Origin of the sequence: Lentzea sp. HUAS TT2, from assembly GCF_051853195.1 — a bacterium.
Lineage (GTDB): Bacteria > Actinomycetota > Actinomycetes > Mycobacteriales > Pseudonocardiaceae > Lentzea.
Map to the genome: position 1 here is coordinate 2,563,163 of NZ_CP196667.1, position 21,342 is coordinate 2,584,504.

Annotated in this window: 23 protein-coding genes and 1 riboswitch; of the genes, 6 read left to right on the top strand and 17 right to left on the bottom strand. The window is 68.9% G+C overall.

What is annotated here, in order from left to right:
• The first annotated feature begins 30 nt into the window (after positions 1–30).
• Positions 31–582: a hypothetical protein gene (locus tag ACSHWB_RS12775; RefSeq protein WP_439662245.1), complete on the top strand. Its 552-nt coding sequence runs from the start codon at positions 31–33 to the stop codon at positions 580–582.
• Between the two features lie 281 nt (positions 583–863).
• On the opposite strand, the gene ACSHWB_RS12780 is transcribed toward ACSHWB_RS12775, so the two are convergent.
• The 7 genes from ACSHWB_RS12780 to ACSHWB_RS12810 all read right to left on the bottom strand — a co-directional run bounded on the left by ACSHWB_RS12780 (position 864) and on the right by ACSHWB_RS12810 (position 5,466).
• Positions 864–1,319 carry a hypothetical protein gene (locus tag ACSHWB_RS12780; protein WP_439662246.1) on the bottom strand — a complete coding sequence of 152 codons (456 nt, stop codon included), beginning with the start codon at positions 1,317–1,319 and terminating at the stop codon, positions 864–866.
• The gene (locus ACSHWB_RS12785; protein ID WP_439662247.1) at positions 1,316–2,209 is read right to left on the bottom strand and encodes a WXG100 family type VII secretion target; all 894 of its coding nucleotides are present in this window, start codon (positions 2,207–2,209) and stop codon (positions 1,316–1,318) included. The genes ACSHWB_RS12780 and ACSHWB_RS12785 overlap by 4 nt, the downstream gene beginning before the upstream one ends.
• Entirely contained in the window at positions 2,206–2,520 is a 315-nt protein-coding gene (locus ACSHWB_RS12790; RefSeq protein ID WP_439662248.1) for a hypothetical protein, read from the bottom strand. The genes ACSHWB_RS12785 and ACSHWB_RS12790 overlap by 4 nt, the downstream gene beginning before the upstream one ends.
• Positions 2,521–2,557: 37 nt before the next feature.
• Positions 2,558–3,331: an SDR family NAD(P)-dependent oxidoreductase gene (locus ACSHWB_RS12795; RefSeq protein WP_439662249.1), complete on the bottom strand. Its 774-nt coding sequence runs from the start codon at positions 3,329–3,331 to the stop codon at positions 2,558–2,560.
• A gap of 49 nt (positions 3,332–3,380) precedes the next feature.
• Entirely contained in the window at positions 3,381–3,503 is a 123-nt protein-coding gene (locus tag ACSHWB_RS12800; RefSeq protein ID WP_439662250.1) for an LPXTG cell wall anchor domain-containing protein, read from the bottom strand.
• 312 nt (positions 3,504–3,815) lie between these two features.
• The gene (locus tag ACSHWB_RS12805; protein WP_439662251.1) at positions 3,816–4,547 is read right to left on the bottom strand and encodes a hypothetical protein; all 732 of its coding nucleotides are present in this window, start codon (positions 4,545–4,547) and stop codon (positions 3,816–3,818) included.
• 37 nt (positions 4,548–4,584) lie between these two features.
• Complete coding sequence (locus ACSHWB_RS12810) at positions 4,585–5,466, bottom strand: helix-turn-helix domain-containing protein (RefSeq protein WP_439662252.1); 882 nt, start codon at positions 5,464–5,466, stop codon at positions 4,585–4,587.
• A 112-nt stretch (positions 5,467–5,578) separates the two neighbouring features.
• Here ACSHWB_RS12810 and ACSHWB_RS12815 point away from each other — a divergent pair, with 112 nt between their 5' ends.
• The gene (locus ACSHWB_RS12815) at positions 5,579–6,610 is read left to right on the top strand and encodes an aldo/keto reductase (RefSeq protein ID WP_439662253.1); all 1,032 of its coding nucleotides are present in this window, start codon (positions 5,579–5,581) and stop codon (positions 6,608–6,610) included.
• Here the strand turns inward: ACSHWB_RS12815 and ACSHWB_RS12820 are convergent.
• Together ACSHWB_RS12820 and clpB are read right to left on the bottom strand one after the other, a co-directional pair.
• Positions 6,532–6,927, bottom strand: coding sequence for a hypothetical protein (locus tag ACSHWB_RS12820; RefSeq protein WP_439662254.1), 396 nt, complete (start codon positions 6,925–6,927; stop codon positions 6,532–6,534). The two genes, ACSHWB_RS12815 and ACSHWB_RS12820, sit on opposite strands and share 79 nt — an antisense overlap.
• A 37-nt stretch (positions 6,928–6,964) precedes the next feature.
• A complete protein-coding gene (clpB, locus tag ACSHWB_RS12825; protein ID WP_439662255.1) occupies positions 6,965–9,547 on the bottom strand; it encodes an ATP-dependent chaperone ClpB in 2,583 nt (860 codons plus the stop codon).
• Between the two features lie 125 nt (positions 9,548–9,672).
• On the opposite strand from clpB, the gene ACSHWB_RS12830 reads away from it, so the two are divergent.
• Complete coding sequence (locus ACSHWB_RS12830) at positions 9,673–10,056, top strand: VOC family protein (RefSeq protein WP_439662256.1); 384 nt, start codon at positions 9,673–9,675, stop codon at positions 10,054–10,056.
• Here ACSHWB_RS12830 and ACSHWB_RS12835 read toward each other — a convergent pair.
• Positions 9,954–11,621: an MDR family MFS transporter gene (locus ACSHWB_RS12835; RefSeq protein WP_439662257.1), complete on the bottom strand. Its 1,668-nt coding sequence runs from the start codon at positions 11,619–11,621 to the stop codon at positions 9,954–9,956. The two genes, ACSHWB_RS12830 and ACSHWB_RS12835, sit on opposite strands and share 103 nt — an antisense overlap.
• 196 nt (positions 11,622–11,817) lie before the next feature.
• Entirely contained in the window at positions 11,818–12,312 is a 495-nt protein-coding gene (locus ACSHWB_RS12840; protein WP_439662258.1) for a pyridoxamine 5'-phosphate oxidase family protein, read from the bottom strand.
• A 443-nt stretch (positions 12,313–12,755) separates the two neighbouring features.
• Here ACSHWB_RS12840 and ACSHWB_RS12845 point away from each other — a divergent pair, with 443 nt between their 5' ends.
• Together ACSHWB_RS12845 and glyA are read left to right on the top strand one after the other, a co-directional pair.
• On the top strand, positions 12,756–13,859 hold the full coding sequence (locus ACSHWB_RS12845) for an FAD-binding oxidoreductase (protein WP_439662259.1): 1,104 nt from the start codon (positions 12,756–12,758) through the stop codon (positions 13,857–13,859).
• 6 nt (positions 13,860–13,865) lie between these two features.
• Positions 13,866–13,950, top strand: a riboswitch (ZMP/ZTP riboswitch).
• Positions 13,951–13,963: 13 nt separating this feature from the next.
• Positions 13,964–15,181, top strand: a complete 1,218-nt coding sequence (gene glyA, locus ACSHWB_RS12850) for a serine hydroxymethyltransferase (protein ID WP_439662260.1) — start codon at positions 13,964–13,966, stop codon at positions 15,179–15,181.
• Here the strand turns inward: glyA and ACSHWB_RS12855 are convergent.
• Complete coding sequence (locus tag ACSHWB_RS12855; protein ID WP_439662261.1) at positions 15,164–15,739, bottom strand: TetR/AcrR family transcriptional regulator; 576 nt, start codon at positions 15,737–15,739, stop codon at positions 15,164–15,166. The two genes, glyA and ACSHWB_RS12855, sit on opposite strands and share 18 nt — an antisense overlap.
• 85 nt (positions 15,740–15,824) lie before the next feature.
• On the opposite strand from ACSHWB_RS12855, the gene ACSHWB_RS12860 reads away from it, so the two are divergent.
• Complete coding sequence (locus ACSHWB_RS12860; protein ID WP_439662262.1) at positions 15,825–16,721, top strand: SDR family oxidoreductase; 897 nt, start codon at positions 15,825–15,827, stop codon at positions 16,719–16,721.
• Here ACSHWB_RS12860 and ACSHWB_RS12865 read toward each other — a convergent pair.
• Genes ACSHWB_RS12865 through dnaK form a run of 5 tightly spaced genes read right to left on the bottom strand, consistent with a single transcriptional unit; the run spans position 16,706 to position 21,321 of the window.
• Positions 16,706–17,206 carry a hypothetical protein gene (locus tag ACSHWB_RS12865; protein WP_439662263.1) on the bottom strand — a complete coding sequence of 167 codons (501 nt, stop codon included), beginning with the start codon at positions 17,204–17,206 and terminating at the stop codon, positions 16,706–16,708. The genes ACSHWB_RS12860 and ACSHWB_RS12865 overlap by 16 nt on opposite strands.
• Complete coding sequence (locus ACSHWB_RS12870; protein ID WP_360040674.1) at positions 17,203–17,631, bottom strand: heat shock protein transcriptional repressor HspR; 429 nt, start codon at positions 17,629–17,631, stop codon at positions 17,203–17,205. The genes ACSHWB_RS12865 and ACSHWB_RS12870 overlap by 4 nt, the downstream gene beginning before the upstream one ends.
• A 5-nt stretch (positions 17,632–17,636) precedes the next feature.
• A complete protein-coding gene (dnaJ, locus tag ACSHWB_RS12875; RefSeq protein ID WP_439662264.1) occupies positions 17,637–18,800 on the bottom strand; it encodes a molecular chaperone DnaJ in 1,164 nt (387 codons plus the stop codon).
• Positions 18,801–18,829: 29 nt separating this feature from the next.
• On the bottom strand, positions 18,830–19,450 hold the full coding sequence (gene grpE, locus ACSHWB_RS12880; protein WP_439662265.1) for a nucleotide exchange factor GrpE: 621 nt from the start codon (positions 19,448–19,450) through the stop codon (positions 18,830–18,832).
• Positions 19,447–21,321 carry a molecular chaperone DnaK gene (gene dnaK / locus ACSHWB_RS12885; protein ID WP_439662266.1) on the bottom strand — a complete coding sequence of 625 codons (1,875 nt, stop codon included), beginning with the start codon at positions 21,319–21,321 and terminating at the stop codon, positions 19,447–19,449. Before dnaK ends, grpE begins: the two co-directional genes overlap by 4 nt.
• Positions 21,322–21,342 lie beyond the last annotated feature (21 nt).

The following is a 21,342-nucleotide window of genomic DNA, read 5'->3' on the forward strand; positions in this document are numbered from 1 at the left end:
CGCGCTCGACGCCTCGTACGCTGCATCACCGTGAGCACCCTCTACGTCGAGCAGCCGTGGACCGCGATGAGCCTGTTGTTCCGGCCGCAGTACCGGGTGGAGGTGTTCGACGAGCACGACGCGCCGATCGCCGTCGTCCGCGAACGCAGTGGCCCCGGCCTGCAGCGACCGCTGCGCCACACCGGGTTCTCCGGCTGGACGACGTTCGACCTCGACGTCGTCGCGCCGCACGGTCAGCCGATCATGCACATCGGCAAGGGGTTCGGCCGGCGGCCGGAGGTGCGCGTCAGCACGCCCGGCGGCCAGCTGATCGGGACGATCAGGACGCACGGGGCGTGGCAGCAGTCGCTGCACGACGCGAGCGGTCAGCAGCTGTGCTTCTTCGGCGACATCGCGCGGATCGAGACCGGCGGGCGTGCCAAGCGGGCCGGCAAACGCGTCCGCCGCGACGTCGTGCAGATCAACCCGCAGGTGACCGAGCCGCTGCGGTCGTTGGCGACCGCCTGCGCGGTCGCCTTCGACGTCGTTCGCGGTACCGGGACCAGGCACACCAGCAGTGGCGGCGTGGACTGGCCCGTCTAATGCCTGGTGCCAGAAGTCGTGTCCGTTACTCGCCCGAGCGGCCCCGCACCTGGCCCTGTCGGCGTCTGCAAGTACCACCAACTCAACATCAACAGGCACTTCCTGCCACCAACAGGCTTGCGGGCCTGAAGGGGACGGCGCATGTTCGTCAGACGACGAACAGGTTGGGTGTGGTTGACGGCGATTCGATCAAGAGTTGGTGGTACTTGCAGACGCCTCGGCACCAGCAAGGACACGAGGTTTCGGACAAGAATTCCGGCCAGGTGCTTAGAAACGGCCGGCTACCAGGCGTCCTTGCGGAAGTGGCTGGGGCCGTCGTCCTCATCGTCGTCGTCACGGCGCGAGCGGGGCGGCGGCTGGTGCGCGGCCGGGTTGCCGGACGTGATGATGTCGTCCATGTCCTGGCCCTCCTCGATCGCCTGGTAGGCGCGCTGGAGGTCAGGGACGCCGACCGCGAGCGCCCTCTGCACGCCCTCGTCGTTCAGCGCACGGCCCGCGGCGACGTCGGCCCACGACATCTCGCCTGCGTCCACGCGCCGCTGGAGGTCCTTGAGCTCCTTCGGCGCGCCGGGCGTCTTCGCGAACCGTTCGATCTCGGCGAGGTCCTGTTCGTTCAGGCCCCGCGAGCGGCGCTGCACCTGCGACGCGGCCGTGGCGACCTTGCCGAGGTCGTCGACGCGGGCGTCCACCTCGGAGAACAGCGCCTGCAGCCGTGCCTGGTCGTAGGGGAACGTCACTGCTGACCACCACCGGTGGGCGCGGGCGCGGGTGCCGGGGCAGGTGCGGGCGCGGAGCTGGAACGGCCCGACGCAGCGGTTCCGGCCTTGCCGAGGCTGTAGGCACCGAGGCCGACACCGATCGCACCGGACTTCGCGGCCGCCACGCCGTTGTCGAACTTCTGCTTGCCGTCCTGCACGCCGTCGACGACGTCCAGCGCGTCGTTCACGTCACGCACGTCCTTGAGCTTCATCAGCGCCGTGCCCATGGCCACGATGCCGTCGACCATGCCCTGGACGCCCTCGATCAGCGTCATGATCGACTGGATGATCTTGCGGACGGCGTCCACGATCTGGATCGCGTCGTAGACCATCCACACCGCGCGGCCCCAGCCGACGACCGGGATCACCGCGGTCATCGCCGCTTCGAGCAGCATGGTGCAGAGCTTGTCGAGCAGGAACAGGGCGATCTTCGTGGCCGACCGGCACGCCGAGGCCATGGACTGGAACTTGTTGCCGATGATCCGGGCGACCTGGGAGTCCGCCTCGATCGCGATGACCCACATGGTGTCCATGCGGCGCTCGAACGCCGTCGCGGCGCCGCCGTCCCAGTGCGGGCCGAGCTGGCCCGCGCCGTCACCGACGTTGTGCCGCACCGAGTCCAGGGCCTTCGCGACCTGGTCCCACGCGTTGGCGTTGGCGTCGATCTTCTCGAAGTCGCCGACCAGCGGGCTGATCAGCGACTCGATCAGGTTCTCGCCGGTGACCTTCTCGTAGATCCAGTTGACGCCCTGCAGCTTCCACCCGGCGGCCTCGATGAGCTCCTTGGTGGTCTGCCTGCCGGGACGGTCCTCCGCGGCGGCGCTCAGCGCGACCGACGGGTCCTGGACGTCCGCATATGCCGTGGTCATCGGCCACCTCCGGCGCCCTGGATCAGCTTGAGGCCGTACTGGTCGACCTTCTCGTAGGAGTCCGCCGTCTTCCTCAGCGCGGCGGAGTCCTTGAGCATCATCTTGTTGGCGAAGTCCAACGTCTCCCCGTAGAGGTTCGCGACACCGGTCACGACGGGGTGCAGCAACGTCAGCAGGCCGGTGAACCCGCTGGTGTCACCGCCCTTGGAGATCGCGTGGTCCTTGATGGTCAGGAAGTGCTGGGCGTTGCGGTCCAGCAGTTCGCTGTACCCGCGCAGCTCGTCCGGTTCGACATGGAACTGTTCGCTCACGAGGGCTCCGACGCGCCGTTAGGCCGAACGGTTCCACTCAGGTGCGGCCGCGCCCACCCGCGAACCGCGACGCCATCCTGCGCACGAACGGCCGCGGCAGCAGCCTCGTGATGGTCACGATCGCCTTGTACTGCAGGCCGGGGATCGACAGCGGCTTGCCCCGGCGCAGGTCGCGCAGGGCCTCGTGGACCAGCTTGTCGATGTCGACGTAGAGCCAGCCCGGCGTCTTGGACATGTCGATCTGCGCGCGCTTGTGGAACTCGGTCCGCACGAAACCGGGCGCGAGCGCCATGATCCGCACCCCGGTGCCCTCCGCCGCGAGTGCCGTGCCCTCGGAGAACGCCGTCACCCACGCCTTGTCGGCGCTGTAGCTGGTGCCGCGACCGGGCAGGAAGCTGGCGACGCTCGACACGTTGATCACGTCGCCCTTGCCGCGCGCGATCATCGCCGGGATCGCGGCCCGGCACAGGCGAAGCACCGTGGTGACGTTGACGTCGAGCTGGCTCTGCAGCTTCTCGACGTCCGTGGCGAAGAGCTCGCCGTTGTTCGCGAAGCCCGCGTTGTTGACCAGCAGGTCGACGGCCGACTCCGCGAGCCGCTTCTCGACCTTGAGGCGGTCCTCGTGGTCGCTGAGGTCGGCCGGCAGGACGTCGACGTGGACGCCGTGGCGGTCGTGCAGCTGCTTCGCGAGCTCTTCGAGTGCGGACGCGGTGCGCGCGACCAGCACGAGGTCATATCCCTCTGCCGCGAGCCTGCGGGCGAAGGCGGCCCCGATCCCGACGGTCGATCCGGTCACCAGTGCGGTTGGCATGCCACCGAACGGTAGTCGGAAAATCGCCGGGGTCGAAGGCCGCCGATGATCACACTTCGTGCTTCGCGGGACGGCGCAGCACGAACAGGCGCAGAGCGAGGCCCGAGACGACCATCGCCACTCCGCCGAACAGCAACCACCCGACCGAGGCACCCGTGTTGGCCAGCGTCACGACGGACGCCGTACCAGCGACTGCGACGGGCGGGACAATCTTTCCTCCGTACATCGTGCTTCCCTCCGGGGGTTCGGGGACACGACGGCTAACTGCTCGGAGTATCTGAATCGCGGCCCGATGTTTTACACGGAGTGTCGTGTGACGTAGCTCACACCACTTTGGATGCGGTCTGGAATACCGCTGGTTGGAGTGCGACGAAACACGATACATACCCCCTCTGATCACCCAACGTCACATGACCCACGCCTGGGAGGCACAAAAAAGCCGCCGCCGAGGTGTCTCGGCGGCGGCGTTGGCTGAAGCTTTGGATCAGGGCTTGCGGCCGAACGACGGGCGGTAGACCTCGCCGCCCTCGTCCTCCTCCGCCGCCGGCTCCTCGCGCTCGGAGGGGTCCGGGTCGAAGGGGTCGATGACGTCCGCGAGCTCACCGACGTCGCGCAGCAGCCGTTCGAGGCGCGCGGGCGACGAGTTCGGCGGTGCGGCGGCCAGCACCCAGTCGTTCTCCATCCAGACGACCGTGACGTCGCCACCGATCTCCTCGGCGGCGTCGATCAGGTCCGGCGTGATGATCTTCCGGGCCGCCGGCACGTCGGTGACGAACGCGTACCGCGAGCCCACCGGGCCGAGCAGGTCGGGCATCGGCATCTTGTCGTTGTCGCGCTGGAACGGGACCGTCGACAGCCACAGTTCGATCACCACCGACAGCGCCCTGCGGCAGCGCACCCCGACCAGCACGGAGTTGACCTTGCCGCCTGTCTCGTGGTCGAGCACGTAGACCTGCCTGCGGCCGTCCGCGGTGAAGGTGGAGCCCGCGACGACGTCACGGGCGAGGCCCGTGCCGTAGTACGCGATGGCTCCCGCTTCCCAGCGGGTCGGCAGCACGTGGTCTGTCTCCTCGAACTGCCAGCCGCGCAGAGCAGCCCAACGGCGCCGTTCACGATTACGCGCGGTTCGTTGCGCCCGGTCGGTCGCGAGCAGGGCGAACCCTGCCACACCCGCCACCGCGGCGACGGTGAACCAGACCCACGCCGGTATGCCCACAGCCAGAGCCTAGTGGGTCGGAGGCGAGGAACGAAGATCACTTCCGCGCGTCGTGACCTCGGTGTGCCTTTCCTGCTGTCAAGACGCCGCACGGATGCGGCACCGCGCACAGCGCGTCCAAGACCGCCTGACTCTCCGCGTCCGCGCCGCGGTAGATCACCAGCAACTGGTCAGGGTCCTGCAGCGGCGTGAACGTCTCGAACTGCAGGGCGACCTCACCGGCCAGCGGATGCCGCAGGACCTTGTCCCCGCGACCGTTGATCTTGACCTCGCGGGTGGCCCACAACCGGGCGAACTCCTCGTCACCGGCGGCGCAGTCGGCGATGAGCCCGGCCAGCACCCGGTCGTCGGGATGCGCGGCCCAGGCGGCGCGCAGGTGAGCGACCCCTTCGCGCACGACGCGGTCGCGGTCGACGTAGCACTCGCGGATCTCCGGGTGCAGCAGGCACAGCCAGATCGCGTTGCGCCGCGCCGGCGGCAGGGTGCCGAAGTCGACGAGCACCTTCGCCATCTCGGCGTTCCAGGCCAGGAGGTCGAAGCGGTGGTTCATCAGCATGGCCGGCCGCGGTGACAGGTCGGCGACCAGCCGGGCCAGCGACGGCGCCGCGGTGGTGACGGCCTCCGCCGTCCCACGAGGACGGTGCCGGGCCAGCCGGAGGAGGTAGGTGCGTTCGTCGGAGGTCAGGCGCAGCGCTTCGGCGAGCGCCTCCGCCACGTCCGCCGAGGGACGGAGCCCGCGAGCCTGTTCGAGCCGCACGACGTAGTCGACGCTCACCCCGGCCAGTTCGGCCACCTCCTCGCGCCGCAGCCCGGGAGTCCGCCGCTGCCGCCGTCCGGGAAGGCCGAAGTCCCCGGGGTCCAGCCGTTCGCGCCTGCTCCTGAGGAACGCGGCCAGCTCCTGCGTCACGTCGGTGAGCATGGTCGGTCCAACAGTCCGGGTAGGACTCGTGTTCCCAGGAAGTTCCCTCCCTTACCCCCTGCTCCCGGTGATCACAGGCTGGTGCCACACCACGAACACGGGGAGAGAAACGATGTCGCTCGACACCTACCGGCTGCTGGGCCGCTCCGGCCTGCGGGTCTCGCCGCTGGCACTGGGCACGGCGACCTTCGGCAACGAGTGGGGCTGGGGCTCCTCACCGGAGGACGCGCGCAGGCTGTTCGAGATCTACGTGGAGCGCGGCGGCAACTTCGTCGACACCGCGGCCTCCTACGGCGGCTCCGAGGAACTGCTGGGCGACCTCGTCGGCGACCGCCGCGAAAGCCTGGTGCTGGCGACGAAGTACTCGACGCTGCGCACACCCGGCGACCCGAACTCCGGCGGCTCGCACCGCAAGAACCTGTTCGCGTCCGTCGAGAACAGCCTGCGCCGGCTGCGCACGGACCACGTCGACCTGCTGCACGTGCACGTGTGGGACGCGCTGACGCCGTTCGAGGAGGTCCTGCGCGGCCTGGACGACCTGGTCAGGCAGGGCAAGGTCCTGTACGTCGGGATGTCCAACACCCCCGCCTGGGAGATCTCGCGCATGCAGGCGGTCGCGGACCTGCGCGGCTGGTCACCGCTGGTCGCGCTGCAGATCGAGTACAGCCTCATCAACCGCGGCGCCGAACGCGACCTGATCCCGATGGCTCGGGCGCTGGGGCTCGGGGTGTCGCCGTACTCACCGCTGGGCGGCGGGGTGCTGTCCGGCAAGTACTCGAGCCCCGACTCCTCCGGTAGCAACCGCAGGAGCTTCAACGCCGGGCTGGGGATGGTCACCGAACGCACGCTCGCGATCGCTGACGTCGTGGGCGAGGTGGCTTCGGAGGTGGAGTGCACGCCTGCCCAGGTAGCGCTCGCGTGGAACCTGCGGCGGCCTGGCGTGACGGCACCTGTCGTGGGTGCGCGTACGCCGGAGCAGCTGGTGGGCAACCTGGAGGCGCTGGCGGTCGAGCTGACCGGGGAGCAGGTGGCGCGGCTCGACGAGGTCAGCGCTGTCGACCTCGGTTATCCGCACGACCTGCTCGGGGGCGAGCACATCCGTGCGGTGATGTCGGGTGGGCTAACGGTCGAGAGCCGCCGCTGACCTCGGGACCACCGCACGCCGTGGGCGTCGAGGATCGCCAGGTAACCGGTGACCCGGTCGATCAGGTGCGGCGAGGTGGTCTTGAACCACGCGGCGGCGCCGGGGTTGACCTCCCGGTCGTACACGGTCGGATCGACCGTCGACGGGTCGGTGTAGGCGGCGTTGTACCAGTCGGCGTTGGTGTGGCGGAACGTTTCCTGCTCCCCGGTGAGCCGACCGGCCCTCCACAGGCCGTTCACCAGTCCGAAGACACCGGTCAGGTTGCCGCTGCGCGACGGTTCGACCGCCTGGAAACGCACAAAGCGAAGATCCCCCACGGCGGCCAACCTACCGACCGCCGCGGGGGATCCGGGCTCAGCTGCTGCGACCCACGATCAGGCCGCTGTTGTCGTCCAGCACGTCGACCCGCACCGTGTCGCCGTCCCGCACCTCACCGGCCAGCAGCTCCTTGGCCAGCTGGTCGCCGATCGCCGACTGCACCAGCCGCCGCAGCGGCCGGGCACCGTAGATCGCGTCGAAGCCGTTCAACGCGAGCCAGTCGCGGGCCGACGTCGTGACGTCCAGGGTCAGGCGCCGGGCCGCGAGACGTTCCGCCAGGCGCGTGATCTGGATGTCCACAATGGACGTCAGCTCCTCGGTGAGGAGCGCGTGGAACACCACGACGTCGTCCAGCCGGTTGAGGAACTCCGGCTTGAAGTGCCGTTGCACCACGGCCATCACGGCGTCCTTGCGTTCCAGCTCGGTCAGCGACGGGTTCACGATGGTCTGCGAGCCCAGGTTCGAGGTGAGCACCAGGATCGTGTTGCGGAAGTCGACCGTGCGGCCCTGGCCGTCGGTCAGGCGACCGTCGTCGAGCACCTGCAGGAGCACGTCGAACACGTCCGGGTGCGCCTTCTCGACCTCGTCCAGCAGCACGACCGAGTACGGGCGCCGGCGGACCGACTCCGTGAGCTGGCCGCCCTGGTCGTAGCCGACGTAGCCGGGAGGCGCGCCGACCAGGCGGGCCACCGAGTGCTTCTCGGAGTACTCGCTCATGTCGATGCGGATCATCGCCCGCTCGTCGTCGAACAGGAAGCTCGCCAACGCCTTCGCGAGCTCCGTCTTGCCGACGCCGGTGGGGCCGAGGAACAGGAACGAGCCCGTCGGGCGGTCCGGGTCGGCCACTCCGGCACGGGTGCGGCGCACCGCGTCCGACACGACGCGCACGGCCTCTGCCTGGCCGACGACCCTGCGGGCGAGCTCGTCCTCCATCCGCAGCAGCTTGGCGGTCTCGCCCTCCAGCAGCCTGCCCGCGGGGATGCCGGTCCACGCCGACACCACGTCCGCGACGTCGTCGGGGCCCACCTCCTCCTTGAGCATCGCGGCGTCCTGTGTGGACTCCGCGGCGACGGAGAGTTCCTTCTCCAGCTGGGGGATCCGGCCGTAGCGGAGTTCGGCGGCGCGACCGAGGTCGCCGTCGCGCTCGGCTCGTTCCGACTCACCGCGCAACGACTCGAGCTGCTCCTTCAGGTCGCGCACGCGGTCGATGGAGCCCTTCTCGTTCTGCCAGCGAGCGGTCAGGGCCGAGAGTTCCTCGCGCTTCTCCGCCAGCTCGGCGCGCAGGGCGTGCAGGCGTTCGACCGACGCCGGGTCGGACTCCTTGGCCAGCGCCATCTCCTCGATCTCGAGACGCCGCACGGCACGTTCGACCGTGTCGATCTCGACGGGCCGGGAGTCGATCTCCATCCGCAGCCGGGACGCGGCCTCGTCGACGAGGTCGATGGCCTTGTCCGGCAGGAAGCGCGCGGTGATGTAGCGGTCGGACAGCGTCGAGGCGGCGACGAGGGCGGCGTCCGTGATGCGCACGCCGTGGTGCACCTCGTAGCGCTCCTTCAGGCCGCGCAGGATGCCGACCGTGTCCTCCACCGACGGCTCGCCGACCAGCACCTGCTGGAAACGGCGTTCCAGGGCGGCGTCCTTCTCGATGTGCTGGCGGTACTCGTCCAGCGTCGTGGCACCGACCATGCGCAGCTCACCGCGGGCGAGCATCGGCTTGATCATGTTGCCGGCGTCCATCGCCGACTCACCGGTCGCGCCCGCACCGACGATCGTGTGCAGCTCGTCGATGAACGTGATGACCTGCCCTGCCGAGTCGGTGATCTCCTTGAGCACGGCCTTGAGCCGCTCCTCGAACTCACCGCGGTACTTGGCGCCCGCGACCATCGAGCCGAGGTCGAGGGACACGACCCTCTTGCCGCGCAACGACTCCGGCACGTCACCGGCCACGACGCGCTGCGCCAGGCCCTCGACGATCGCCGTCTTGCCGACACCGGGCTCGCCGATCAGCACGGGGTTGTTCTTGGTGCGGCGCGACAGCACCTGCACGACGCGGCGGATCTCGGCGTCACGGCCGATCACCGGGTCGAGCTCGCCCTTGCGCGCACGTTCGGTCAGGTCGACGCCGTACTTCTCCAGCGCCTTGTAGGTGCCCTCGGGATCGGCCGACGTCACCCGCGCCGACCCGCGCACCTTCGCGAAGGCCTCGGTCAGCGCGTCGGGCGTGGCACCGTGCCGCCGCAGCAGGTCGGCCACCGTGCCGCCGTGCTGCGCGAGCCCGACGAGCAGGTGCTCGGTCGAGACGTACTCGTCCCCCATCTCGGTGGCGAGCTCCTGGGCCTTGCCGATCACCCGCACGGCGTCGCGCGAGAACTGCGGGGCGGACACGGTCGAGCCGGAGGCACTGGGCAGCGCGCGGGAGAGCTGCTCGAGCTCCTTGCGCACCTGGGCCGGGTCGGCGCCCACGGCCGACAGCAACGGCGCGGTCAACCCGTCCGTCTGCGCCAGCAGTGCACTGAGCAGGTGCACGGAACCCACGTCCGGGTTCCCGTTCAGCGTCGCGGCCTGCACCGCCGCGGAAACCGCCTGCTGCGTCTTGGTCGTCGGGTTGAAAGCGTCCATTCCTCCACCTCGTGGTCAGCGTCCAGCATGGACCATCATCCCGCTCAACGTCAGAAAAGTTGAGCGTGTTCCGCTCAACCCTGAAATCGGTCCAGATCACACGCCGACTAGGCGAAGATCAGCTCATGACCTCAATCATCCACAGCATCACGATCGACGCGCGCGACTCCTACGAGATCGCCTCCTGGTGGAGCAAGGTGCTGGACCTGCCGTTGCACCCCGACGACAACCCGGGCGACCCCGAGTCGCTGATCCAGCTGCCGAACGGCCTCGGCTACCTCTTCATCAACGTCCCCGAGGGCAAGGAACTGAAGAACCGGCTGCACCTGGACCTGCAGCCGGTCGGCAACACCCGCGACGAGGAGGTGGAACGCCTCCAGGCCATCGGCGCGACGGTCTTCGACGATCAGCGCAGGCCGGACGGCACCGGCTGGGTCACGATGCGCGATCCCGAGGGCAACGAGTTCTGCGTTGAACGCAGCGCAGCCGAGCGGGCCGCGACCTCCTGATCGCCGTCACTCGAAAGCACCAGCAGCTTGTCCACAGCAGGTGCTGACTTATCCACAATCCGCAGGTCAGTATCCACAGGTGAATCAAGCTCAGTCGCGACCGTCTGTGCACCAGAACCCGTTGGAGTGACAATTTCGTCTTCCACCGAGTCGCGCAGCGGCTGCTCCTTGATCAGCAGCACCGCGATGACCGTGAACACCGCGAGACCAGCGGCGATGAGGAACAACTCACCCATCGCGTCGCCGTAGGAGTCCCGCACCACTGGGGAGAGGGAACCGCGGTCGAGCGTCTTCGTGCTGACCGAGGCGGCCAGCACCGCGCCGAGCACCGAGACGCCGGCCGTCCCACCCAGCGACCGCAGGAACGTGGCCGTGGAACTGGCGGCGCCGAGATCCGCCATCCCCACCCCGTTCTGCACGGCCAGAACCAGGTTCTGCATGGTCAGCCCCACTCCGACGCCGACCAGCGCCAGGTAGGCGCCCATCAGCACCAGGTTCGTCCGGTGGTCGATCGTCCCGAGCAACGCCAGCCCGGCGACCAGCGAGAACGACCCCCACACCAGGTAGCTCTTCCAGCGCCCGCTCTTGGCGATCAACTGCCCGCTGACGGTCGACGAGATGCTCAGCCCGAGCACCAACGGCACGGTCAGCAACCCGGCCTTGGTGGGCGAGAACCCGCGTGCGATCTGGAAGTACTGCCCCATGAACACCGAGGCCCCGAACATCGCCGTGCCCACCGCGACACCACCGAGCATCGCCAGCACCACGGTCCGGTTCTTGAACAGGTGCAACGGGATGACCGGCGCGGACGCCCGCCGTTCCACGAAGTAGGCACTCACGATCACCAGCAACGCCCCACCGACGAACAGCGCGCTCTCGGCACTGATCCAGGCGAAGTCCTTCCCGGCGAACGACACCCACATCAGCACCAGGCTCACCCCGCCGGTGATCAACGTGGCGCCCAGGTAGTCGATCTTCACGTGCTGCTTCTTGACCGGCAGGTGCAGCGTCTTGTGCAGAACGGCCAGCGCCACCAGCGCCAGCGGCACGCAGACGAAGAAGCACCAGCGCCAGCCGGGCCAGTCGACGAGGAACCCGCCGACCAACGGCCCGCCGACGGTCCCCGCGGAGATCACCATGCCGGTGTACCCGCTGTACCGCCCACGTTCCCGGGGGCTCAGCAGCGCGCCGACGACCACCTGCCCCAGCGCCTGCACCCCGCCCATCCCCAGCCCCTGGATCACCCGGAACGAGATGAGCTGCTCCATGTTCTGACTGAACCCGGACAGCACGGAACCGACGACGAAGATCACGATCGCCGCCTGCAACAGCCTCTTCTTGTCGAACAGATCGGCGAGCTTGCCCCACAGGGGCGTACTGGCCGTGGACGCGAGCAACATCGCCGTGATGACCCAGGTGTACTGGGTCTGCGTGCCCTTGAGCTCGGCCAGGATCGTCGGGAGGGCGTTCGAGACGATGGTGGAGCTGAGGATCGCGACCAGCAACGCCACCCAGATACCGGACAGCGCTTCGAGGATCTCCCGATGTGACGAGGGCCGACTCAAACCGGCACACCTCCAGCAAATTAGTTGATGTCATACAACTATATCTGGAGATAGTTAGCTAGGCCAACTAATTCGGTGGCTGATGGGTCACACCCCAGGGTCGTGCCAGACGCTCAAGGCGCGGTCTCGCCCACCTCACGCAAGCAGCCCCGCCACCCGGCGCGAAGGCACCGAGGACGGGGCTGCGAGCGGCGGCTCAGTCGTTCGCGGCGCTCACCTGGTCCGCCTTGACGCCGAAGAAGTCGCCGCCCTTGCTCTTGACGTCGTCCGTCCCCCAGTTCCGGACGCGGTCGACCGGCACCATCCGGGGGATGTGCTTGCGGCAGTGGATGTAGGCCTCCTGCACCTCGACCACCACCCACCGCTCCACCTTCTTGTCCTCGGTGTCGAACTCCTCAAGGGGCGCGATCCGGGCACGGCCGTTCACGTGCAGCCCGATCAGGTCGTCGGCGAAGTCCACCATCAGCATCCCGACGTGCGGGTTCTCCATGATGTTGCCGAGCGAGGCCATCACACCGTTGCCCCGGTACTCGGGGTAGACGAGGGTTTTGGGGTCGATCACACGCAGGAACCCCGCCGGCCCGGCCCGCAGGGTCGAGTCGCACTCCCCGTCGGCATCGGAGGTCGAGATGAAGGCCATCTCCATCCGCCCGACGAACTCGGCCATCGCGGCGTTCAGGTGATCCAGCACCTGGTCTGCGTAGAAGCGTGTAGCGCGATCAGACGTCTCCAGGGCACATTGGAGGTAGTGCTCACCGCGTGAGCCAGGTTGCTCAACACGGTCGAGTGAGGTGGTCTCAGTGAGTTCAGGCAGGGACACGCGCCCAACCCAAGCACGCAAGCGCGCAACCCGGTACAGACGGACCCTCACATTCACACTGTTGCGGTAACAACAACTCACCGAGAGTAACTAGACTTCGCTCGAAGGTGGCATCAAGGGGTCAAACAGCCCGATCAGGGGTTACTGTCCACCCTGTCGGGGGACGGATGCTTGACGAGGACGAACAGCGCCTTGCCGGCGCCACTGAACGCCAATGAGAACGTGGAGACTGCGCGCGGACCATGACTGCGAACGCTGTGCTGAGCCCCATCCCTACCCCGCCCCACCGAGAACCCCCGCCTGGTGTCACCGCGATGGTGCGGATGATCCGGGAGAGCTTCGCGGTGGTGGAGCCGCACGCCGAAGAAGTGGCGAAGTTCTTCTACGGCATGCTCTTCTCGCTCTCGCCTGCCACACGCGAGATGTTCCCCGCGAACATGGAGGTGCAACGCAGCCGTCTGCTGCGCGCCCTCGTGCACGTGGTGCAGATGGTCGACCGCCCGGACGACCTCATCCCCTTCCTGCGTCAGCTGGGACGTGACCACCGCAAGTTCGGTGTCATCAACGTCCACTACGAGGCGGTCGGGACTGCACTGCTGTCCGCGGTGAAGAAGTTCTCCGGTGCCGCCTGGACGCCCAAGGTCGAGATGGCGTGGGCCGAGGCCTACACCCTCATGGCCAGGGCCATGCAGGAGGCGGCCGACGCCGACAACGGGCCCGCGTACTGGCACGCGACGGTGCTGGAGCACCAGCGCGTGTCGTGGGACCTGGCCGTCGTGCGCCTGCAGCCGGACCACCCGGTGAGCTACAAGGCCGGTCAGTACGTCAGCGTGGAGACGCCGCAGCGCAAGCGCTTGTGGCGGTACTTCTCGCCGGCGAACGCACCGCGCGAGGACGGCGTCATCGAGTTCCACATCCGGTCCGTCGACGGCGGCTGGGTGTCCCGCTCGGTGGTCGGCCACACGCAGGCCGGTGACACGTGGCGCATCGGACCGCCCATGGGACGTCTGTCGGTCGACCGCACGGCCGGCAAGGACATCCTGATGGTGGCCGGTGGCACGGGTGTCGCGCCGATGCACGCGATCATCGACGAGATGGCGCAGTACGGCGAGAACCCGCGCGTGCACCTGTTCTACGGCGGCCGCACCCGCGAGGACCTCTACGACCTGGACAACCTGCAGCGCATCGCGACCACGAACCCGTGGCTCACGGTCGTGCCGGTGCTGGAGTCGGACCCCGGCGTCCGAGGTGTCGAGCAGGGCAGCCTCGCCGACGTGGTCACCCGCTACGGCGCGTGGGAGGAACGAGACGTCCTGGTCTGCGGCAGCCCCGCCATGATCAGGTCGACGGTCTCCCGCATGCTGGTCGCCGGAACTCCTCTCGACCGGATCAAGTACGACCCGTTCACGCTGGACTAAACTCGGCACGTCGAAAGCGACTGGCGTGCCGAGGGTGGAACTGACCACCGGGAAGCGACGGCCGAGCGCACCGAACGCCTGGGTGCCCGGCACGGAGTGATGCCGTGCTGCGCCAAGTCGATCCCGAGATCGCCACCCTGATCCAGGCCGAGGAACACCGTCAGGCCCGCAAGCTGCGCATGATCGCGTCCGAGAACGACGTGTCGCGGGCCGTGCTCGAGGCAACGGGCTCGGTGCTGACGAACAAGTACTCCGAGGGCTACCCCGGCAAGCGGTACTACGAGGGCCAGCAGGTCGTCGACCAGGTCGAACAGCTCGCGATCGACCGGGCGAAGGCTCTGTTCGGCGTGGAGCACGCGAACGTCCAGCCGCTGTCAGGTGCTCCGGCGAACCTCGCCGTCTACCTGGCGTTCCTCCAGCCCGGCGACACCGTGATGGGCATGTCCCTGCCGATGGGCGGGCATCTCACGCACGGCTGGAGCGTGTCCGCGACCGGCAAGTGGTTCAACGCGGTCCAGTACGAGGTCCGCAAGGACACCGGCGTCGTGGACATGGACGAGGTCAGGGCGCTGGCACTGGCCGAACGCCCGAAGCTGATCTTCTGCGGTGGCACGGCGATCCCGCGCACCATCGACTTCCCGGCGTTCGCGGAGATCGCGAACGAGATCGGCGCGGTCCTGGTCGCCGACATCGCGCACATCGCCGGCCTCGTCGCGGGTGGCGCGCACCCGTCGCCGGTCGGGCACGCGCCGGTGATCACCACGACGACGCACAAGACGCTCAGGGGCCCGCGCGGCGCGATGATCCTCTGCGACGCCGAGCACGCGAAGGCGATCGACCGCGCCGTGTTCCCCGGTCTGCAGGGCGGCCCGCACGACCACACGACGGCCGCCATCGCCGTGGCGCTGCACGAGGCGTCGCAGCCGGAGTTCCGCGAGTACGCGCACATGATCGTGAAGAACGCGCAAACGCTCGCGGAGGCGTTGCTGGAGCGCGGGTTCGACCTGGTCTCCGGCGGCACCGACAACCACCTGGTCCTGATCGACCTGACGTCGAAGCTGATCGGCGGCAAGCCGGCCGCGCGGGCACTGGACCGGGCGGGCATCGAGCTGAACTACAACGCGGTGCCGTTCGACACCCGCAAGCCGTTCGACCCGTCCGGCATCCGCCTGGGCACCGCGGGCGTCACGACGCGCGGCCTGCAGCCCGAGCAGATGCCGTTGATCGCGAACTGGATCGACCGCGCGATCGCCGCCCACGACAACGACCAGGCGCTGGACCGCATCGCCGCCGAGGTCGAGGAGCTACTCGGCACCCTCTAGGGAGCTGACGGCCGCACGCACGTCGCCGAGGGTCCGGCGGGCGACTTCCGCGAAGTCCCCGCCGGTCTCCAGCCAGCGCTCGTAGCCGCGGTCGAACGCCAGCACGCCGAGCTCCGCGGCCACGGCGGCGTCCAGCTCCGGCACTCCGCGCTGCTTCAGCGCGTCCGTCATCGCGACGGCGAACCCGACCATCTTCAACGCGGCCCGCTCGCGCAGCTCGTCGTTGCCCGCGATCACCACCAGCCGCTGCGGCCCGTGCGCCCGGCGTTCGTCCGTGAACGTCACCGCCGTCGCCACCAGCGCCGCCTCGACCACGTCCAGCGGCTTCATCCCCGCGGGGGCGTCGGCGATCGCGCCGGTCATCAGCTCTGCCAGCACCTCCTGGCCGCCGAACAGCACCTCGCGCTTGTCCCGGAAGTGCCGGAAGAACGTGCTCTTCGTGAGGCCCGCGCGCTCGGCGATCTGCGCGACGGCGGTGTTCTCGTACCCCTGCTCGCTGAACAGGTCGAGTGCGGCGCGCACCAACCGCTCCCGCGCGTCCGGCTCCCATCGACCCATGACGCCCATCCTAAGTGATGCGACTCAGTCCCATCACTCTGCTACTGTTGATGAGACCAAGTCCCATCACTTTCGAGGATGTGTCATGAAGGTCTTCGTCACGGGTGCCAGCGGCCACGTCGGCTCGGCACTGGTCCCAGAACTGCTCAACGCAGGCCACGAGGTCGTCGGGCTCGCCCGCTCCGACGCGTCCGCGGCCAAGCTCGAAGCCCAGGGGGCCGGCGTGCGGCGCGGCGACCTGGACGACCTCGACGGTCTGCGCAAGGGCGCGGCCGAGTCCGACGCCGTGATCCACCTGGCGTTCAAGCACGAGGAGATGTACGCGGGCGACTACAAGGGCGCCTCCGACGCCGACCTCGCGGTCGTCCAGGCGTTCCTGGACGAGCTAGCCGGCACCGGCAAGGCGCTGATCGGCACCGGCGGCACGCTGTCCTACTCGGGCCTCGGCCGCACCGCCACCGAGGAGGAGCGGGTCTCGAGCGAAGGCCCGCGCGGCGCCGCCCGCAACGCGATCATCGACGCGCAGGACGTCCGCGGCTCGGTCGTCGTGCTGCCGCCGACCGTCCACAGTGCACTCGACACGGCGGGCTTCATCCCGATCCTGGTCAGGACCGCCCGCGCCACAGGCGTTTCCGGCTACCCCGGCGACGGCACGAACCGCTGGTCGGCCGCACACACGCTGGACGCGGCGAGGCTCTACCGGCTCGCCGCGGAGAAAGCTCCCGCCGGTTCGGTGCTGCACGCCGTCGCCGAGGAGGCCGTGACGATGCGGGAGATCGCCGAGGTCATCGGCAGGAAGCTGAACGTGCCCGTCGAGGCCATCCCGGACGAGCGCGCCCAGGAGCACTTCGGGCCGCTCGCGTTCATGGTCTCGCGGGACGCACCGACGTCCGGTGCGCGCACGAAGGCGTTGCTGGGCTGGGAACCGAAGGAACCCGGCATCCTGGAGGACCTGGAGACCGGGTTCTACTTCGAGAGCTGAGCTTCGAGCGCGCGGTGCGCCTCGGAGAGCACTCCTCCGGGGTCTGCTTCGGTCAGCGCCGCTTCTTCCAGCACAGCAAGGATTTCCGGCGTGCGCGACCACTCGCTGAGCGGGCCGTTCTCCGGCCCTTCGCGCACCAGGCCCGCCAACGCGATCGGTGTGGCGAGGAAGTGGTCGCGAACTGCCGCCTGCTCGCGCGGGTCGCCCTTCTCGTACGTCTCGGACACCAGGCGCAGCCAGAAGAAGTCCGCGTCGAGCTCGCCGAGTGCGATCAGCTCCAGCACGCGCGGAAGCAGGTACCGCACGAAGGTCTCGTCACCGATCGTCCCCGACTTCAGCCAGAACTTCTGGAGGTGCTCGGAAGTCAACTGGCGCAGGGGAAGCTCGGTGAACGGCGCGACGCTCGCCGCGTCCACGCAGTGGTCGCAGAACTCGACCACGCGCGGACGCGGCGTCGCGAAGACCTCGTACAGACGCTCGATCACTTGCGGGGCTTCGGCTTCCACACGACCAGCGCGGTCTCCTGCCGGATCGGCACGAGGTCCCGCCGGTAGGAGGCGTGCACGGCGGCGGCCGTGGAATCGGCTGCCGCCAACGCCTGCGCGAGTTCCTGCTGGAGCTCCGCGACCCGTGAGCGCAGAGCATCGACCTGGTTCTCCAGGTCGATGATCCGCTTGATGCCGGCGAGGTTGACGCCCTCGTCCTGCGAGAGGCGCTGGACCTCGCGCAGCAACACGATGTCGCGCATCGAGTAGCGGCGGCCGCCGCCGTTCGTGCGGCCCGGCGAGACCAGGCCCAGCCGGTCGTAGGACCGCAGGGTCTGGGCGTGCAGGCCCGACAGCTGGGCCGCCACCGAGATCACGAAGAACGGCGTGTCCTCATCGGTCCCCGGAGGGAACGGAAAACCCACCGGACTCACCGCCCTTCAAGGAGTGCGTTCAGATCGCCGCGCGGGTCGTGGTCCCCGGTCACTTCCGCGTACGCCTCGAGTGCCTTGCGGGCCTCGGACGACAGGTTGTTCGGCACGGCGACCTCCAGGGTGATCAGGAGATCGCCCGCGGTCCCGTCCCGCTTCGTGATCCCCTTGCCGCGCGCCCGCAGCACCCGGCCTGAGCCGGTGCCGGCGGGCACCTTCAAGGAGACCTTGCCGTCGAGCGTCGGCACGGTCAACGTCGTTCCGAGCGCGAGCTCGGAGAACGTCATCGGCGCGGTCAGCGTCAGGTCGTTGCCCTGGCGGCCGAACACGCTGTGCGGGTTGACGTGCACGCGCACGAACAGGTCGCCGCTCGGGCCACCGTTGCGCCCCGGTTCGCCTTGTCCCGCAAGGCGGATCCGTTGTCCGTCGGACACACCCGAGGGGATCCGCACGGTCAGCGTGCGGGTGCGGGTGCTGACGCCGTCGCCACCGCACTCGGGGCACGGGTCGTCGATGATCCGGCCGGTGCCGCGGCAGTCGCGGCACGGCTCGCTGAACGCGAACGCGCCCTGCGACCGCGTGACGAGACCGGAACCCGAACAGGTCGCGCAGGTGTGCGGCGTGGTGCCCGGCTTGGCGCCGGAACCGTTGCACGTCGTGCAGGCGGCGGGGGACGACAGGCGCAACGGCACCGTCGCTCCCTTCACCGCCTCGGTGAAGTCGATGCGGACGTCGGTCTCGACGTCCTCGCCACGACGCGGACGCGTGGGCGAGCCGGCCGCCGCGCCACCGCGCCGGTTGAACAGGCCGCCGAGCAGGTCGCCCAGGCCGCCGCCACCGGTGTTCTGCGCGGCACGGCCGAACAGGTCGTTGACGTCGAAGCCGCCGGAGCCGAAGCCGCCGGAGCCCGGGAAACCGCCGCCGCCCGCGAACAGGCGACGGGCCTCGTCGTACTGCTTGCGCTTGGCCGGGTCCGACAGCACGCCGTACGCCTCGGAGACCGCCTTGAAGCGGGCCTCCGCCTTGGCGTCACCGGGGTTCGCGTCGGGGTGCAGCTCGCGGGCGAGCTTGCGGTAGGACTTCTTGATCTCGTCCGCGGTCGCCTCGGAAGAGACGCCCAGCTCGCGGTAGAAGTCCTTTTCGATCCAGTCCCTCTGACTCACCGGACGTCTCCTCCTTTCCGTAGAGGAATTCAGACTTCTTCGGACGGCGCGGCGGCAGGCTCGTGGTCGGTCACCGCGACGAGCGCGGGCCGGACGAGCTTGTCACCGAACGTGTAGCCACGGCGCAGCACGGCGGTCACGGTCGGACCCTCGACGTCCGGGGACGTGCTGTGCTGCACGGCCTCGTGCACCGACGGGTCGAACGCCTCGCCGTCGTGCGCGAACGGCTCCAGACCGGTCTTGGCGAGCGTGGACACGAGCTTGTCCGCGACCGCCTTGAACGCACCGGTCAGGTCGCCGTGCGCGGCGGCCCGCTCGATGTCGTCCAGCACCGAGAGCAGCTCGGAGGCGACGGACGCCTTCGCGTTGGTGATCACCGCTTCGCGGTCGCGTTCCACCCGCTTGCGGTAGTTCGCGTACTCGGCGGTGAGCCGCTGCAGGTCGGCGGTGCGCTCGTCGAGCTGGGTCTTCAGCTCGGCGGCCACCTCGTCCACGACCTCGGCGACCAGTGGTTCGTCCGGAGCAGTGCCTTCCTCGGCGACGTGGGCCGGCGGCCGGACCTCACCCGTTTCGGGGTCGATCCGGCGCCGGTCGTTCACGACGACCTGAGGCTGCTCCTCGTCAGGGGCGGCATGCCTCGGCTCGGTCACTTCTTCTCGTCCTCGTCCACGATCTCGGCGTCGACGACGTCGTCGTCCTTCTTGGCGCCCGCACCGGCACCCGCACCCGCGGCCCCCGGCGCGTCAGCACCAGGGGCCTCGGCGCCGGGGGCACCAGGAGCGTTGGCGTAGATCGCCTGGCCGATGGCCTGGGACTCGGTCGCGAGCTTCTCGACCGCCGTCTTGATGGCGTTGATGTCGGTGCCCTTGAGCGCCTCGTTCGCCTCGGCGATCGCGGCGTTGACCTTGTCCTTGATCTCGGCCGGGAGCTTGTCGTCGTTCTCCTTGACGACCTTCTCCGTCTGGTAGACGAGCGTCTCGGCCTGGTTGCGGACCTCGGCCTCCTCGCGGCGGCGCTTGTCCTCCTCCGCGTGGGCCTCCGCGTCCTTGACCATGCGGTCGATGTCGTCCTTCGGCAGCGCGGAGCCACCGGTGATCGTCATCGACTGCTCCTTGCCGGTGCCCAGGTCCTTCGCCGACACGTGGACGATGCCGTTCGCGTCGATGTCGAAGGTGACCTCGATCTGCGGCACGCCACGCGGGGCGGGCGGCAGGCCGGTCAGCTCGAACATGCCGAGCTTCTTGTTGTGCGCCGCGATCTCGCGCTCGCCCTGGAAGACCTGGATCTGCACGGACGGCTGGCTGTCGTCAGCGGTCGTGAAGGTCTCGGAGCGCTTCGTCGGGATCGTGGTGTTGCGCTCGATCAGCTTGGTCATGATGCCGCCCTTGGTCTCGATGCCGAGGGACAGCGGGGTGACGTCGAGCAGCAGGACGTCCTTGACCTCACCCTTGAGGACACCGGCCTGCAGGGCGGCGCCGACGGCGACGACCTCGTCCGGGTTCACGCCCTTGTTGGGCTCGCGGCCGCCGGTCAGCTCCTTGACGAGCTCCGCGACGGCGGGCATGCGGGTCGAGCCACCGACGAGCACGACGTGGTCGATGTCGCCGACGGAGACGCCCGCGTCCTTGATCACGTTGTTGAACGGCGCGCGGGTGCGCTCGAGCAGGTCGTTCGTGATGCGCTGGAACTCGGCGCGCGACAGCGTCTCGTCGAGGAACAGCGGGTTCTTGTCACCGTCGACCGTGATGTACGGCAGGTTGATCGAGGCGTTGCTGGAGCTGGACAGCTCGATCTTGGCCTTCTCCGCAGCCTCACGGATGCGCTGGAGGGCCATCTTGTCCTTGGTCAGGTCGATGCCGTTGGCCTGCTTGAAGCGCTCGACCAGCCAGTCGACGACGCGCTGGTCCCAGTCGTCGCCACCGAGGTGGTTGTCACCGGAGGTCGCACGGACCTCGACCACGCCGTCGCCGAGCTCGAGCAGCGAGACGTCGAACGTGCCGCCACCGAGGTCGAAGACCAGGATGGTCTGCTCCTTCTCGCCCTTGTCGAGGCCGTAGGCCAGAGCGGCCGACGTCGGCTCGTTGACGATGCGGAGCACGTTGAGACCCGCGATCTGGCCGGCCTCCTTGGTGGCCTGGCGCTGCGCGTCCTCGAAGTAGGCGGGGACGGTGATGACCGCGTCGGTGATCTCTTCGCCCAGGTACGCCTCGGCGTCGCGCTTGAGCTTCATCAGCACGCGCGCGCTGATCTCCTGCGAGGTGTACTTCTTGCCGTCGATCTCGTCGGTCTGCCAGGTCGTGCCGACGTGGCGCTTGACCGAGCGGATCGTGCGGTCGACGTTGGTGACGGCCTGGTTCTTCGCGGGCTGGCCCACGAGGACCTCGCCGTTCTTGGCGAAAGCGACGATGGACGGGGTCGTCCTGGAGCCCTCCGAGTTGGCGATGACCGTCGGCTCACCGCCTTCGAGGACTGCGACGACCGAGTTGGTCGTCCCGAGGTCGATGCCGACTGCACGCGCCATTGGAGTTCCTTCCGCTAGTAC